Below are 15,079 nucleotides of genomic sequence, written 5' to 3'. Positions count from 1 at the left end.
TTTCCTTACCGCTCACCATACAGATACATCATGCGTGGGGCCTGATATTCCGTCAGCATCTTCTCGATCAGTTCCGTTTCGGCACTCCGTTTAACGAGATCCGATAATTTCATGCCGAACAGCGAAGTCAGGCTGTCCGTGGACGCATACTCAAAGATTGTCGGATTTCTCAGATCCAGGTCGGCCTTCAGCGTCTCAACGACGTCTGGCAACTTGCCGAAATCATCAGCAAGTCCTGCTTCAATCGCCTGCCTGCCGTTCATAATCCTGCCGTCCGCCACTTTTTTGACAGCGTCCGTCGTCATACCACGGCCATCCGCAACGATGCCGACGAACCGCTCATACGAGTCGTTGATCATTGACTGCAGCATGTCACGTTCCGTTTGTGTCATTTTCCGGTTCGGGCTCATGATATCCTTGTACGGTCCGGTTTTGATCGTATTGAAATCGATGCCGAGCTTATCGGCGAGTTCCGCGTAATTCAGGCTTTCCATGATGACACCGATCGAGCCGGTGATCGTCTCAGGATGCACGAAGATCTTCTCAGCCGGGGCTGAAATGTAATAGCCGCCTGAAGCAGCCATGGACCCCATCGAAACGTAGATCGGAATGCCGCGCGCTTCCTGGATGGCGGTCAGTTCGTCGTAGATATCCGACGATTCCATGACACCGCCGCCCGGCGAGTCGACGTGAAGGACGATCCCTTTCACTGATTCGTCATCATAGATATCCGCCAGCTGGCTCATGAATAGCTGATGATTGTAGCCGGGTGCTGCGAACGGAGATGCCGGACCCGTGTCCTGTATGACTCCGCTGACGTCGAGCACCGCGATCCGTTCGGCTGAACTGCCGCTTTCCAATACATTCTCTTCATACATCGGACCGTTCAGCGCAAAGTTGTCTTCGAACAGCGAACTGAAATCCCGGGTGAACAGATAGGATAGCGAGTTGACGCCGATCGAGATGATGACGAGTGCAGCGGCGCAGACGAGCGCGATCCATCGTTTTGCTGTCATTATGAAACCTCCTCCATTTCTCCACTCTTATACGTATGATTCCCGCGGATGTTTCATCAGAATTTCAATCAGTGGGAATGCTGCTGCTGTTTCAGCCGGGCCGCAATCCTTCTGTTTTTCAAATACCGGAAAATCTGCGGCACCGTGAACAGCAGTAATGCCGCCCATATGAATGCAAAGCTGACCCACTCGAACGTCCCGAATTGCTCGCCATACATCGACACACCGATGATCAGCATGAGTGTCGGTGCAATGTACTGCAGGAAACCGGAGACATACAGCGGAATGGCGACCACCCCTTTCGAGAAGAAGATAAGCGGCAGTGCCGTCGCAATCCCTGTCAGGACGAGAAGCACGACTGTCAGTGCGTCGGTATGGAATAATACTGCGTCGCCGGTGCTGAACAGCCATCCATAGGCGATTAGCGCGAGCGGCACCGTGAAAGCTGTTTCGATGGCGAGCCCGCGTGCTGCGTCCAGGCGGATCTGTTTCTTGATAAGGCCGTATAGCGCGAACGAAAATGCCAGGACGAACGCCACCCACGGGAAGACGCCGTAATGGATCGTCAACACCGTCACGCCGATTGCCGCAAGGAGGAAAGCCCCCTGCTGGCTCCGGCTGAGCGACTCTTTCAGGAACAGGATGCCGAGCAGCACCGACACGAGCGGGTTCATGTAATACCCGAGGCTCGCCTGGACGATGAAGTCGTGGTTCACGGCCCATATGTAGGTTCCCCAGTTCGCTGTGACGAGCAATGAGGCGGCACAGAGACTCCAGAATTGTCGTTTATCGGCCCATAACTCTTTTATGTCTGCAATCAGTTTCTTCCCCTGTCCGGCGATCAGCAGGACAGCCACGGTCAGCACGAATGCCCAGATGATCCGGTTCATCAGGATCTCGCTGCTGCCGACATGGTGAAGGCTCTTCCAGTAGATCGGCATGAACCCCCATAGAAAATAGGCTGTAAATACCCAAAACGCTCCCTGTTGCGGTGATTGCATCGTATTCCCCCTTGGTTCCGAGCATTTAGCCGCTCGAAATATCCCTCAATTATACGGGGAGACTTCACTGGCGTAAAGCGTTTCCGAAAGAAAAGGGCTGAGATCCGCCTCTCAGCCCTTTCCTGATCAGTCCATTTCCATTTTGCGCAGCTGGACCCGCATGATCTTCCCGGATGCCGTTTTCGGGAGTTCATCGACAAATTCGATCTTCCGAGGATATTTGTAAGGAGCCGTCGTTTCCTTCACGTGATTCTGCAAGTCAGCGATGAGGCCCTCTTTGTCCGCTGCTTCCGGGTTGCGGAGGACGACGAACGCCTTCACGACCGTCCCGCGCACTTCGTCGGGAGAAGCGACGACTGCACATTCACGGACTGCCGGATGCTTCGTGAGCGCATCTTCGACTTCGAACGGTCCGATCGTGTAGCCGGAGCTGATGATGATATCATCCCCGCGGCCTTCGAACCAGAAGTATCCGTCTTCATCCTTCTTGGCACGGTCTCCTGTGATATAATAGTCGCCCCTGAACTGCATCGCAGTACGCTCGGGATCCTGTAAGTATTCCTTGAAGAGGGCTGGTGTTGACACGTGAACGGCGATGTCGCCGACTTCCCCGGCTGCTGCGATTTCCCCTTCGTCATTGACGATCTCCACCCGGTTGCCGGGCGTCGGTTTGCCCATTGAACCGGGACGCGCTTCCATTCCGAGCATCGTGCCGACGAGCAGCGTGTTCTCCGTCTGCCCGTATCCGTCGCGGACCTGGAGGGAGAAGACATCCTCGAACCGGTCGATCACTTCCTTGTTGAGAGGTTCACCCGCAGAGACTGCACTGCGAAGAGACGACAGATCGTAGTCCTGCAAGTTGTCCGCTTTCGCCATGAAACGATATTCCGTCGGCGTGCAGCAGAGTACGTTCACTCCGTATGTGCTGATCATCGTCAAATACGTTTCCACGGCGAACTTGCCATTATAGACAAGGCCCGTCGCTCCGCTGCCGAGCACGGCGAGGAACGGCGTCCAGATCCACTTCTGCCAGCCGGGTGCAGCTGTCGCCCACACTGTGTCGCCTTCTTTGATGCCGAGCCAGTTCTCACCGGTCGTCCGGAGGTGCGCATATCCCCAGCCGTGGGTATGCACGACTCCTTTCGGCTTGCCGGTCGTTCCGGACGTGTACGACAGAAACGCCATGTCCTCCGCCTTTGTCCGGGCCGTTTCATGTTCAACCGGCGCGGATGCCATCTCTTCGGTGAGTGAAATGGCGCCTGCAGGGGCCTTGCCGATGATGAACCGTTTAATGTTTTCGATGCCGGATACGTCCGCGAGCTGTTCCGTGAAGGCTTCGTAGGCGATGATCGCTTTCGCCCCGCTATGGGCAAGCCGGTATTCGATGTCCGAAGCCCTGAGCATTTCCGATGAAGGGATGACGGCGATCCCGGCTTTCAGGGCGCCGATATACGCTGTATAGGCTTCGATTAGCCGCGGCACCATGACGAGGACGACATCGCCTTTTTGAAGTCCGTGTGCTTCGAAAACGGAGGCAGCCCGCCCCGCGTCTTCCATCAGCCGGTCATATGTATAATCCTTTTTGTTTCCTTCCGCGTCCACGTAGATGAGCGCCTTCCGATCCGAACCGTCCGCATACCTTTCAATTTCCGACGTGACGTTATACATTTCCGGTGCAATCAATTCTTCCCGATTCATCTGGACTCCCCCTTTTCACGATGTAATCAGTATACAGGTAAAATTTCGCCAATTCAAAAAGAAAAACTTATGTATGCACAATGAAACATGTGGAAAACTAAAAAAACTGCCCCTCGAATTGAGGGACAGTCCGGTTTCCTGATGATTATTGGAAGCCTTTCATTTGCTCTTGAGCTTGACGTACCAATCGCTTAGTGATTTCTCCGCCGACGGATCCGTTGGCACGCGATGAAGCGTCTCCTCCAAGCTGAACACCGAATTCCTGAGCGATTTCGTACTTCATCTGGTCAAGCGCCTGCTGTACACCTGGTACTAGAAGCTGGTTTGAGTTACCGCTGTTTGAGTTTGACATGTCTTTCTCACCTCCTTGTGCATATAGAATGGTCCGTTTCGGAGAATTCATGCACAAAGGAAATGTGGTAATTTTTTCATGGCTCTTACAGCAGGCTGCTGAATGGCGCTTCGGGTTCTTCCTCAAGCGAACATTCGATGATCTGGCGGTCCCGGACAGCCTCCGCTATCATCGGTTCGAAGTCGATGAAGCTCTCGTAATACTCGACCTTGTCCAGCCGCGGCTTCGTCTTCGGACTCGCCGGTGTGAAGATCGTACAGCAGTCTTCATAAGGCTGGATCGACGTTTCGTATGTGCCGATTTTTTTGGCGATATCGATGATCTCCAGTTTGTCCGTTGCGATGAGCGGCCGGAGGATCGGTGTGGACGTCACGGCATTGATCGCCGTGAAGCTCTCGAGCGTCTGGCTGGCGACTTGTCCGAGACTCTCGCCCGTGATGATCGCAAGTGCACCGATCTCTTTACGGACCTGATCGGCGATGCGCAGCATAAGGCGCCGCGTTGACGTGATCGACACATTTTCAGGCACTTGTTTGACGATCGCCTGCTGGATATCGGTGAACGGGATGATATGCAGGTTGACCGTACCGCCGTAAAGGCTCAGCTTCTTCGCCAGTTCGACGACTTTTTCCTGCGCCTTTTCACTTGTGAACGGCGGGCTCGCGAAGTGGATCGCTTCGATCGTCACGCCGCGTTTCATCATTAGATAGCCGGCAGCCGGACTGTCGATCCCTCCGGACAGCATGAGCAGCGAGCGGCCGTTCGACCCGACCGGCATTCCGCCGGCACCTTTGTAGCTGCGGGACGACAGGAAAGCGCCGTCTTCCCGGATGTCGATATGGAGGAGGATGTCCGGCTTGCGCACATTCACGGTCAGCTCAGGATATGCCCGCAGCACCGTCCCCCCGATTTCTTTCTGCAGCTCCCCGGTGACGAGTGGGAACTTCTTATCCGTGCGTCTCACTTCAACCTTGAATGTCCTGCCTGCTGTTTCTTCCTGGTCGAGAACCGCCACCGCCATTGAACGGATCGCCTCCACGGTCGATTCGCACTTCGCAATCGGACTGAATGACTGGATCCCCGCAACGTCCTTTAGCAGCGGGATGGCCAGCTCCAGTTCTTCAGGGGATGCGTAGACAAACATCCGGTCGCGCTCCGCCTGCAATTTGACTGTCGTCAGGCCGTCCAGCGCCCTCCGTATGTTCTGGTTCAATTTCTGGATGAATACTTTCCGGTTCCTGCCTTTCAGCGACATTTCCCCATAGCGGATGAGAAGCTCATTCCATATCATGCTGCTTCAGCCCTTTCTTCGTCATCTGTAAAAATTGCCGTGTCACTTCCAGGATGCGCTCTGCATCCCGGACAGTGTTCTCCTGTCCGAAGCTGATCCGGACGGCGCCTTTCCTGAAATCATCGGGTAGTTTCAGCGCTTCGACGACATGGCTGACCCGGCTCGATTTCGAGGAGCACGCGCTCGAAGTGGAGATGAGGAGACCTTGTTCCTGGAAGTAATTCACTGCCACTTCCCCCGTCACTCCCTGGAAGGCCATCGAGAATATATGAGGCGCGCCATCTAACGGCGACAAAATCCGCACTCTCTTCTCCTCTGCAAGCCCGTCGTGCAGCACTCGTGTCATGCTGCGGAAAGCGGAAGTATCGGTATCGGTCAGCGCAAGACGGAACGCTTTCGCGAACGCCGCCGCTCCTGCAACATTGACAGTCCCGCTCCGCAGTCCGTCTTCCTGTCCGCCGCCGAACGAAATCGCTGCCGGCAGCGTGAACCGCTTCGTGATCAGGCAGCCGGTCCCTTTCAATCCGCGGATCTTATGGCCCGAAACCGTGACCGCATCCGCATAGTCAGGGAACGGAAGCGCCAGTTTCCCGACGCTCTGGACGCAGTCCGAATGGATGACCGCCCTCGATTTCCTCCGGATGACCGGTGCACATTCTTCAAGCGGCATGACGGTGCCGATTTCGTTATTGACATGCATGATGCTCACTAAAATCGTATCCGACCTCAGTGTCCGGGCAAGTTCATCTGTATCGATCCGGCCGTGTTCATCCACAGACAGCCAATCGACTTCGAACCCTTGCGTCTCCAAATACTCGAATGCTTTCCGGACAGAGTCATGCTCCGCAGCCGTCGTGATGAGATGGTTCCCCCGGTAGCGGTATTTCTTAGCGAATCCGATGACCGCCAAGTTGTTCGCTTCCGTCCCGCCTGAAGTGAACACCACTTCAGCATCCCCGTCGCCGGCGAGCCGTGCAATTTGGCTCCGGGCGCTTTCCAGCAGCTGCCCTGCCCGGCTCCCTTCATTATGCAGGGAGGCGGGATTCGCAAAATACGACCGGCTCGCCTCCGTGAAGGTGCGGAGGACTTCGTCGGCAGGCATCGTTGTCGCACTGTTATCTAGGTAGATCATATCCTGTACTTCCTTTCCGTCCGGCAAACGTGCACAAAGCCACCTGCACACTTGTGCGGGTGGCTTTTGCGTAACCGTTTAGCGGACTCGTTCCTGCATGAGGTCCTGGATCCGTTTCATCGCTCCGGGTTCCACGTCCTCGACAGCGGTTGCCGCCTCTTCGAGTGCTTTTGCATAGCGGAACTGACGGAAGGCCATTTCCGCTTCCAGCAGCCGCGCGTGCATCGCAGGATGGGCAGCCCGGTACCGGTTGCCATACTGGATGATCTGCTCGGTCAGCTGGGCGTTTTCGAGCATCTCGCTGATTTTACTGACGGACTCGCTCACTTCTTTTTCGGCATGCGTGATGTAGTCCTCGACGAGCGCCATGTTCAGCGGAACTTCTTCCAGACCGTTCTGGACGATGAACAGCTGCTCATCCGCTTCTTCAAGACGCACTTCTATATCTTCGGGGATACCCGGGAGATTCGCTTTCTGCAGCCTGCGCTCCGCGTGCTGGAGCGTGCGTGCGAGCTCTTCCAGCCTGTTTCTCACGGACAGCTCATCGGTGCGCAGACTTTTCATGCGCCCTTTGAATTCCGCTGCTTCCTCTTCCACACGGTCCACGACTTCGTTAACGGCACGGATATGATCAGCAAGGACGGAGAATGCAGTCTGCCCCTCTTCCCCCTGGCTTGTCATAAGGCCGAACCGGTCAGCGGCCCCCTGCATATCGCTCATGAATTGTTTCGGGATGGACGCTTCCTTCTCATCCAGACGGTAGCTCTGCTGGACGAAGAGGGCTTCATCGGCCACTTCCTTCGCGAGTCCCTGCACGTCATACAGCCTATGCGCAGTTTCCTCATATGTCTGTTCAACGAACTGGCGCTCCCGCACTTCGTTTTCCAGTGCTATGTAGAATCCGTCGATCGTCTCCTCGATCTCCCCGAGCCGCTGCTGGACAGGTTCCGCCTCCAGATGCTCGATCTGCACGAGCATGCGGTCCGTCTCTTCTTCGATGGAAGCAAGTTCGGATTTCAAGTTAAGGTCAGTCAAGCAGTAGCCGTCCTCTTCCATTTCACTGACGCCATTCCGTAATTCGCGGAGGGTGGCCGGCAGTTTCGTCTGCAGCTCACTCAGCAGTTCCGGGATCGTTTCGACGAGCGGGAACAATTCGTCCGCTTTCGCCGCAACGGCAATGACATTCTCCCTCGCCTGCAAGTAATTCCCGTTATCCGTCAGGTCGTCGTATTCTTCGAAGGCGGGCTGGAAGTACTCCAGCTCCTTCTCGAGCGCCGGAACGGCACGTCCGTAGGCATGCTGACGGGCGAGTACCGCTTTCCTCGCTTCCCGGTATTCCTCTTTCAGCGTATCCATTTCCATCCGGTTCTTTTCTTCACTGCCGATAAGTTCGTTCAATTCGCGGAGGATTGCGTCCTTCCGCTTATCGCACACGTCGAGCTGCTGTTCGATCTCTTTCTCGATGATGCCCGCTTTCTTGAAACGGAACCGATCCACCATTTCTTCCGTATCAAATAGCAGCGAATCGATCTTCGGGACGAGCACGTCGACGACTTCCGTCCATTCGCTGCGCCACCGTTCGAATTTCTCCTCTGTTTCGCCAGTCATATTCAGCTGTTTCACTTTAGTCATTTCTTCAAATATCGGTTCATGCTGGATGTGCAGTTTCTCATGCTCCAGTTTGCTGATCACTTGTATATGCTTCCGTCTCATCAGAAACACGGCAACCGCCAGCACTATTATTATGATGATTGGAATGATGAAGTAGTTCACCATCGTCCATCCCCCTATTCCGCAGCCACTCTACAGATGATAATACCTTATATAGTAACACGTTTAAAGGAATTTCGTGTTGAATAAGGGCGAATCTTTGACGGAATTTTGTTTACTTGTCGAAACGAGGACGGAAATTGTATGATGCATGTATCGATTGTACGGTCTGCAACGGCCGATACAGATGGGAGAGATGGAAATGTACATGGGGATCGAGTATTCCAAAGAACCTGCTGAAGCGTATGGACAGCTGACGGATCAGCTGCGTCTCCTGTTGGAAGGGGAACCGAACCGGATCGCGAACTTGAGTAACGCCTCTGCGCTGCTCAGCAACTTCCTGGACCGGACGAATTGGACGGGCTTCTATCTGATGGAGGACGGGGAGCTTGTGCTCGGTCCTTTCCAGGGGCTGCCGGCCTGCATCCGCATCGCAATCGGCAGGGGGGTCTGCGGAACGGCAGCAGAGAAACGCGAAACGATCGTCGTTGAAGATGTCAACGCATTCCCTGGCCATATCGCATGCGACGCAGCATCGCAATCCGAAATCGTCGTTCCGCTCGTGAAAGACGGAGAACTTCTCGGTGTGCTCGATATCGACAGTCCGGAAATCGGACGGTTCTCCGATCAGGATCGTCTAGGCATTGAAAAATTCGCTCATGTGCTTGTCGGTTTTTTATAAACAGCGGCCATGGAGCAGGAAAAGCGGCACCCGCAGTCGGACGACTGACAGGTGCCGCTTTTTGCATGATGTCATTTCGCGAGAGGCTGTTCGGCACAGGCAGCTGCTTCAAACGCCTGCGCCAGGTCCGCAATGAGATCCCCTGCATGCTCGAGACCTGCCGAGAGACGGAGCAGCCCTTCTCCGATACCCATACGGAACCGTTCTTCTTCGGGGACTCCCGAGTGTGTCATCGTCGCCGGATGCTGGATGAGCGTTTCGGCGTCACCGAGACTGACGGCGATCTTGATGAGCTTCAGCTCGTTCATGAGCCTCTGGGCAGCAGGCCGGCCGCCCCTGACTGTGAAGGAGACGAGTCCCCCGCCTGCGGTCATCTGCCGCTTTGCCAGATCAGCCTGCGGATTGTCATCATCGAACGGATAAAAGATCCGCTCGACCAGAGGCTGTTTTTTCAGGAATGCGGTGAGCGCCTCCGCGTTTTCCGTATGCCGCTGCATCCGGACGGCCATCGTCTTCAGACCGCGGATGAGCAGCCAGGCGTCGAACGGCGAGATGATACCGCCGTAATCTTTCTGCACTGTCGCGCGGATCTGACGGATGTCCTCCGCATCCCTGCCTGTCAGCAGCCCGGCGATGACGTCGCCATGCCCGTTGATGTATTTCGTCGCACTATGCAGGACGTAATCTGCGCCAAAGTCGATCGGGTTCTGTAAATAAGGGGAAGCGAATGTATTATCGACGACGATTTTCAGCTGGTGGCGTTCTGCTACTGCCTTCGCTGCCGACAGATCGACGAGCTCCATCGTCGGGTTGACGGGTGATTCGACGTACAGGCAGACCGTTTCCGGTGTTACCGCTGCTTCGATCTCCTCCTCCGTCCCCATCGGTGTCAGCGTATGGGTGATCCCGTATTTCTCTTCGAGGATCTTCAGCAGGCCGAACGTGCAGCCGTAGATGCCGCGGGAGCAGACGACATGATCGCCTGTTTTCGTCAGATGGGTCAGGATTGCACTGACTGCAGCCATTCCGGAGCCAAACGCGAGTGTGCCGGCTCCCTTTTCAAGGACGGTCATCCGTTCTTCAAGCACCCTAACGGTCGGATTGCCTAGCCGCGAATAGATGCCGCCTTCTTCCTCACCTGCAAAACGGCGGGCGCCCTGTTCGGCCGTAGCGAATTCGTATGTCGACGTCTGGTAAAGCGGAACAGCCAAGCTGTCATGATGCCCGCTGCTTTCGTATCCGGCGTGGACTGCCGCCGTATCTTTATGGACATTTTCCGTCATCCTCATCTGCCGCCTTTCGTATGGAACTAACCGCTTCCTTCCATTGTATGCTGAACTGTTTGATAATTCAATGAAAAAAGATACTTGCCTCACTTGGCAAGTATCGATTCGCTGATCACCATTCTGTTCTTCCCGCCCGCTTTCGCTTTGTAGAGGGCGTCGTCTGTTGCTTGGAAGAGCTGCTGGTACGTCTCCCGGCTGGCGGACGGCGCCCAGATGCTCATACCGACGGAGATCGTGACGGAAGGATCGGTTGCAGCAGGCATTTCGTCCAGCAGCCGCTGTGCCAATTCCTTACCCCGTTCCAATCCCGCACCCGGCAGAAAGACTGCGAATTCCTCACCGCCCCAGCGGCCTGCAATGTCCCCGCCTGCAGCCGCAGCCTGCAGGACGCGGGCTGCCTGGATGAGGACCTGATCGCCGACAGTATGTCCGTACTGGTCATTGACCTGCTTGAAGTCGTCCACGTCCAGCAGGATGAATGCTCCGCCGATGCCTTCCCTGAAAGACTGGGACATGTGGCGGTCCAAGTACCCGCGTGCGAAAAGGCCTGTCAGCTGGTCCTTGTTCGCCAGTTCCTGCAGCTTATCCCGCAGCATCAGATTGGACAGTGCGAGTGAGGAATGGGAAATGATCGCTTTCACCAGTTTGAAGTCATCGAACGAAAAATAGTATTTATCCGTGTGCAGCAGCATCGTGTAACCGGATAGTGAATCCGATATCGTGATCGGCGCGATGATCATCGACCGGTACGGGGAGAACCCGTCAATCTCTTCAGGCGCCAGATCTGCAGCGAATAGCGCATCCTGTTCTTTCCGCAGTCTGTTTTCCGCATATTCCATGTACCGTTTTCCGGCATCGGTCAGGAAGTAGTCCGTCGTCGTGTCGAGGAGGATCGGTGACTTCTGTTTGTCGAAATAGACGAAGGCGATCTCTTCCGGCTCGAATGCCGCTTTCAGCCGTTCCGCCAGGTAGGTTTTCATCTCAAGGAACGTGAGGCGGCCCGTCAGCTTCTTGGATACTTCATTGACAAGCTGGAGGTCGCGGATCAGACGGTGCGACTGGCTGTACAGACTTGAGTTCTCGATCGCATGGCCTGCACTTTCGCAGATGCTGCGGACGAATCCCTGCTGCGCATCAGAAAACGACGAATCGACCGGCGCTGTGATCTGCAGCACGCCATAGGTCCCCTGCATCCCCTTGACGGGGGCTGTCAGCCAGGCTGCGCCGCGTTTCAGGTCCCGGCTGACCCGCAGTTCGCCGGAGAGGAAAGCGTCGATCGTCGCGTCCTGTTCGTTGGCATAGTCGAACAAGCGGTACCTCGACGAGTTGGAGTGTTCCTCGTGGGAAACGATAAGTTCCACGTCAAAAGGCGCCAAGTTCGAAGCGACCGTTTCCACCAGCTGGTCATAGATGACGTGCATCTTCATCGTCGAGTTGAACTGCTTGGTCGCCTGAAGGAGGTCCAGATAATTGCCGGCCTGTTTCTCCGATGCACGGCCAGCCATGATGATATCGACCATCTCGCCAAGCAGCTGCTGGAGTTGTCTGAAGTTGGATGACATCGAAAACGCATCCCATGCATCGGTCGATTTGAGGAGGATCATTGCGACGGGTTCCCGTTTCGTGTTGCGGAGCATCACCGTATCATCCGCAAAGTCTCCTGTCTCATCGAAAGAGTCAGGATCCGACTGAAAAACAGGGGCCGCCAGCAAGTCAATCTCCGTCACACGCCTGGCTGCCTTCCCTTCCTCACAGGCTGAGCTTAAATGGAACTGGTTATCGGTATATAGGAAAAATTCGAATTTAGCAATGCCAAAGTACTTCGAGAACAAGGTCTCCAATCCATGGATGCCGTCCGTATGCCGGTGATCTTTCAAAACGTCTATCAGCAAATCCAGCAAGTCGCCTTTCAGCGAACTGAACAGCTGCTCATTTGTCTGCATTCACTCACCCTCTATATCATTAAAGCCTTTGTAAATCTTCTCCCCTCAGTTTATACCACCTTCGTCTTCAATGCAACTTTATAACTAGTACAAATTATTCATTCGGATATTTTGTACTTGACGGGCCGGAAGTCTTTGTTTGTCAATACTTGACGCAGCGTGCGTTACTTGGTATGATAGTCGTTGTGTAAAATAATTGCAGCAGTTGTGTGTTCGCTGTGATCCAGTCTGTTCCTCATATGAGGTGCATCTTGTAACCCCTTGGCTGCAGTGGCGAAGGTGCATGAAAATGGAATGGAGCGGCGATTGAACGCATCTGGTCTTATTTTACAACAAAATAAAACCAATAGAGGAGGAGTCATTCATGGCTCGTTATACAGGTCCATCTTGGAAACAATCACGCCGTCTCGGAATTTCCCTGACAGGCACAGGTAAAGAAATCGAAAAGCGCCCTTACGCTCCGGGTCAGCATGGACCGAACCAGCGTAAAAAACTTTCTGAATACGGAATGCAGCAACAAGAAAAGCAAAAACTCCGTTTCATGTACGGTGTCAATGAGCGCCAGTTCCGCACATTGTTCAACAAAGCCGGCAAAATGCAGGGTATCCACGGTGCAAACTTCATGATCCTTCTTGAAACTCGCCTGGACAACCTCGTGTACCGCATGGGTCTTGCACGCACACGCCGTGCAGCTCGTCAGCTCGTCAACCACGGTCACGTTCTCGTGGACGGCAAGCGCGTCGACATCCCTTCTTACAGCGTAAAACCAGGTCAAGAGATCTCACTCCGCGAAAAATCTCAAAACCTTGATGTGATCAACGAATCCATCGAAATCAACAACTATGTTCCAGAATTCGTATCGTTCAACGCTGACACTAAAGTCGGTACGTTCGTACGCCTTCCAGAACGCAGCGAATTGTCTGCAGAAATCAACGAAGCACTTATCGTTGAATTCTACTCACGTTAATAAGCTGTTCCATCCCTTCCGGATTATCCGGGAGGGATTTTTTGTGCCCGGATGTTTGCGTATGCAGTGGAACTGGCCGCTGCGCATTCCGTTTGGTATGGTGACGGGCTATATGAAGGTTCCTAGTGACCGGTGAGTTACGGGTTTCGAGGTGTTGGGCAATTGGGACGGCACCTAGTGACCGATATCGCCTGCTTTTCATCTTTCCGGTCACTAGGAGTGATCCTTTGTGATCGGACACAGCTGATGGTGACACTTTTGGTCACTAGGAGTGTTTCCTAGTGACCGGTGTGTGCCAGAATACTGGTTTCCGGTCACTAAGGGCGTTGCCTCCCGAACGAAATCCGATCCGACTAAGGCGGGCAGTTGGCGACAGGTTTCTGGCCCGCGGCATGCTGCTCTGCACCGAAAAAACACAATGCTCGCGACCATTTAGGCTTTCCCCGGTTGAAGACCGAGACTGAATGGCGGGCTGCGCCTTTTCTGTTTGGGATTCGTCGTTCCGAAGGGTGTCCTCGCAGGAATACGTTTCCCTTGTTACCGGACGCGACTTGTTCAGAATCTCCCGGGCGATAGGGACAACTCCTAGTGACCGGCATCGCCTGCTTATCACCTTCCCGGGCACTAAGCGCGATCCCTAGTGACCGATATGTACCGACATACACGCTCGCGGTCACTAGGGACGTTCCTTAGTGACCGACGACCCTCCTGCTTTACACTTTTGGGCACTAGGCACACCCTCACACTCCACTCCCCACAAAAAAAGCAGCACGCCCGGAGATTCCTTCCCCGGACGTGCTGCTGCCTATCATTTAAAAGAAATCATCGTATATTTCTTCTTACCGCGCCGCAAAATCGCGAACGCATCTTCGAGCCGGTCGTCAGCGCCGAGCGTATACTCCGTCTCGGTCACTTTATCACCATTCACAGAAATAGCCCCGTTCGTCACGTCTTCGCGTGCTTGGCGCTTGGACGGTGAAATACCGGCTGCAACGAGCAGTTCGACGACGTTGTGGTCTTCTTTCGCCACTTCAAACGTCGGTACGTCCTTGAACGCATCTTTCATCTCACTAGCGGTCAGTTTCTTCAAGTCGCCGCTGAACAGGGCAGCTGTGATACGGACTGCCTGGTCGAGCGCGTCCTGGCCGTGTATGAGCCGTGTCATCTCTTCCGCCAATGTCTTCTGCGCTTTCCGCAAATGCGGTTCGTCCGCAACGGACTGCTCGAGCGCCTCGATCTCCGCCCGCTCCAGGAACGTGAAGATTTTCAAGTAGTGGATGACATCTGCGTCCGTCGTGTTCACCCAGAACTGGTAAAACTCATACGGCGACGTTTTCGCCGCGTCAAGCCATACGGAACCGCCGGCAGTCTTGCCGAATTTCGTGCCGTCCGACTTTGTTACGAGCGGAATCGTAATACCGAACGCTTTCGCCTCTTCATCATGTGTCTTGCGGATGATCTCGAGCCCTGTCGTGATGTTGCCCCATTGATCCGATCCGCCAATTTGCACGCGGCAGCCGTAATGATTGTACAAGTGATTGAAATCGATCCCTTGTATGAGCATGTAGGTGAACTCAGTGAAGGAGAGACCCGTTTCAAGCCGTGACGAAACGTTTTCCTTGCCGAGCATGTAGTTGATATTCAGCAGTTTTCCGTAGTCGCGGAGGAACGCAATTGCGCTCATCGGTCCCATCCAGTCCTTGTTGTTCACGAGGCGTGCGCCGTTTTCATCCGTGAAATCGAACAGCCGCTCGAGCTGGACTTTCAAGCCCTGTACGTTCCGGTCAACCTGCTCTTCCGTCTGCAGCTGGCGTTCGTCCGCCCGGAACGACGGATCCCCGATCATCCCAGTCGCCCCGCCGATGAGCAGGATCGGACGGTGGCCGTGCAGCTGGAAGCGGCGCAGCGTCAGCAGCGGCACGATGTGGCCGATGTGCATGC

At 54.7% G+C, this 15,079-nt stretch carries 12 protein-coding genes; 2 read left to right on the top strand and 10 right to left on the bottom strand.

Going from position 1 to position 15,079, the window contains the following annotated elements:
* Positions 1-5: 5 nt before the first annotated feature.
* The 7 genes from sppA to ezrA form a co-directional block, all read right to left on the bottom strand.
* Positions 6-1,016 (bottom strand): signal peptide peptidase SppA, encoded by a 1,011-nt coding sequence (sppA, locus tag NFU03_RS10370; protein WP_251638447.1) that lies wholly within the window; start codon positions 1,014-1,016, stop codon positions 6-8.
* A 68-nt stretch (positions 1,017-1,084) separates the two neighbouring features.
* Positions 1,085-2,017, bottom strand: a complete 933-nt coding sequence (gene rarD, locus NFU03_RS10365; RefSeq protein ID WP_251638445.1) for an EamA family transporter RarD — start codon at positions 2,015-2,017, stop codon at positions 1,085-1,087.
* A gap of 126 nt (positions 2,018-2,143) precedes the next feature.
* Positions 2,144-3,715 (bottom strand): acyl-CoA synthetase MbcS, encoded by a 1,572-nt coding sequence (gene mbcS, locus NFU03_RS10360; protein WP_251638443.1) that lies wholly within the window; start codon positions 3,713-3,715, stop codon positions 2,144-2,146.
* A gap of 145 nt (positions 3,716-3,860) precedes the next feature.
* On the bottom strand, positions 3,861-4,067 hold the full coding sequence (locus NFU03_RS10355) for an alpha/beta-type small acid-soluble spore protein (protein ID WP_251638441.1): 207 nt from the start codon (positions 4,065-4,067) through the stop codon (positions 3,861-3,863).
* An 85-nt stretch (positions 4,068-4,152) separates the two neighbouring features.
* The gene (thiI, locus tag NFU03_RS10350; protein WP_251638440.1) at positions 4,153-5,358 is read right to left on the bottom strand and encodes a tRNA uracil 4-sulfurtransferase ThiI; all 1,206 of its coding nucleotides are present in this window, start codon (positions 5,356-5,358) and stop codon (positions 4,153-4,155) included.
* The gene (locus tag NFU03_RS10345) at positions 5,345-6,490 is read right to left on the bottom strand and encodes a cysteine desulfurase family protein (RefSeq protein ID WP_251638438.1); all 1,146 of its coding nucleotides are present in this window, start codon (positions 6,488-6,490) and stop codon (positions 5,345-5,347) included. The genes thiI and NFU03_RS10345 overlap by 14 nt, the downstream gene beginning before the upstream one ends.
* A 78-nt stretch (positions 6,491-6,568) precedes the next feature.
* Entirely contained in the window at positions 6,569-8,266 is a 1,698-nt protein-coding gene (gene ezrA / locus NFU03_RS10340) for a septation ring formation regulator EzrA (protein WP_251638436.1), read from the bottom strand.
* A 196-nt stretch (positions 8,267-8,462) separates the two neighbouring features.
* Between ezrA and NFU03_RS10335 the strand changes: the two genes are divergently transcribed.
* Positions 8,463-8,942: a GAF domain-containing protein gene (locus NFU03_RS10335; protein WP_251638536.1), complete on the top strand. Its 480-nt coding sequence runs from the start codon at positions 8,463-8,465 to the stop codon at positions 8,940-8,942.
* A gap of 71 nt (positions 8,943-9,013) precedes the next feature.
* Here NFU03_RS10335 and megL read toward each other — a convergent pair whose 3' ends face one another.
* Together megL and NFU03_RS10325 are read right to left on the bottom strand one after the other, a co-directional pair.
* Positions 9,014-10,225, bottom strand: coding sequence for a methionine gamma-lyase (gene megL, locus NFU03_RS10330; protein ID WP_398290182.1), 1,212 nt, complete (start codon positions 10,223-10,225; stop codon positions 9,014-9,016).
* A gap of 89 nt (positions 10,226-10,314) precedes the next feature.
* Positions 10,315-12,171: a sensor domain-containing diguanylate cyclase gene (locus NFU03_RS10325; protein WP_251638432.1), complete on the bottom strand. Its 1,857-nt coding sequence runs from the start codon at positions 12,169-12,171 to the stop codon at positions 10,315-10,317.
* A 364-nt stretch (positions 12,172-12,535) separates the two neighbouring features.
* On the opposite strand from NFU03_RS10325, the gene rpsD reads away from it, so the two are divergent.
* Positions 12,536-13,138 (top strand): 30S ribosomal protein S4, encoded by a 603-nt coding sequence (gene rpsD / locus NFU03_RS10320; RefSeq protein ID WP_251638430.1) that lies wholly within the window; start codon positions 12,536-12,538, stop codon positions 13,136-13,138.
* Positions 13,139-13,946: 808 nt separating this feature from the next.
* Here the strand turns inward: rpsD and tyrS are convergent.
* Positions 13,947-15,079: tyrosine--tRNA ligase (tyrS, locus tag NFU03_RS10315; RefSeq protein WP_251638428.1), on the bottom strand; the 1,133-nt coding region annotated here is incomplete at its 5' end.

The sequence above is a fragment of the Sporosarcina sp. NCCP-2716 genome (genome assembly GCF_023707985.1).
GTDB lineage: Bacteria > Bacillota > Bacilli > Bacillales_A > Planococcaceae > Sporosarcina.
This window is presented reverse-complemented; position numbering and strand designations above follow the sequence as displayed.

Excerpts from the sequence above, each read along its gene's own strand:
- megL (WP_398290182.1), bottom strand. The coding sequence starts at position 10,225 with ATGACGGAAAATGTCCATAAAGATACGGCGGCAGTCCACGCCGGATAC.
- mbcS (WP_251638443.1), bottom strand. The coding sequence starts at position 3,715 with ATGAATCGGGAAGAATTGATTGCACCGGAAATGTATAACGTCACGTCG.
- ezrA (WP_251638436.1), bottom strand. The coding sequence starts at position 8,266 with ATGGTGAACTACTTCATCATTCCAATCATCATAATAATAGTGCTGGCG.
- NFU03_RS10325 (WP_251638432.1), bottom strand. The coding sequence starts at position 12,171 with ATGCAGACAAATGAGCAGCTGTTCAGTTCGCTGAAAGGCGACTTGCTG.
- rarD (WP_251638445.1), bottom strand. The coding sequence starts at position 2,017 with ATGCAATCACCGCAACAGGGAGCGTTTTGGGTATTTACAGCCTATTTT.
- NFU03_RS10335 (WP_251638536.1), top strand. The coding sequence starts at position 8,463 with ATGTACATGGGGATCGAGTATTCCAAAGAACCTGCTGAAGCGTATGGA.
- NFU03_RS10355 (WP_251638441.1), bottom strand. The coding sequence starts at position 4,067 with ATGTCAAACTCAAACAGCGGTAACTCAAACCAGCTTCTAGTACCAGGT.
- rpsD (WP_251638430.1), top strand. The coding sequence starts at position 12,536 with ATGGCTCGTTATACAGGTCCATCTTGGAAACAATCACGCCGTCTCGGA.
- NFU03_RS10345 (WP_251638438.1), bottom strand. The coding sequence starts at position 6,490 with ATGATCTACCTAGATAACAGTGCGACAACGATGCCTGCCGACGAAGTC.
- sppA (WP_251638447.1), bottom strand. The coding sequence starts at position 1,016 with ATGACAGCAAAACGATGGATCGCGCTCGTCTGCGCCGCTGCACTCGTC.
- thiI (WP_251638440.1), bottom strand. The coding sequence starts at position 5,358 with ATGATATGGAATGAGCTTCTCATCCGCTATGGGGAAATGTCGCTGAAA.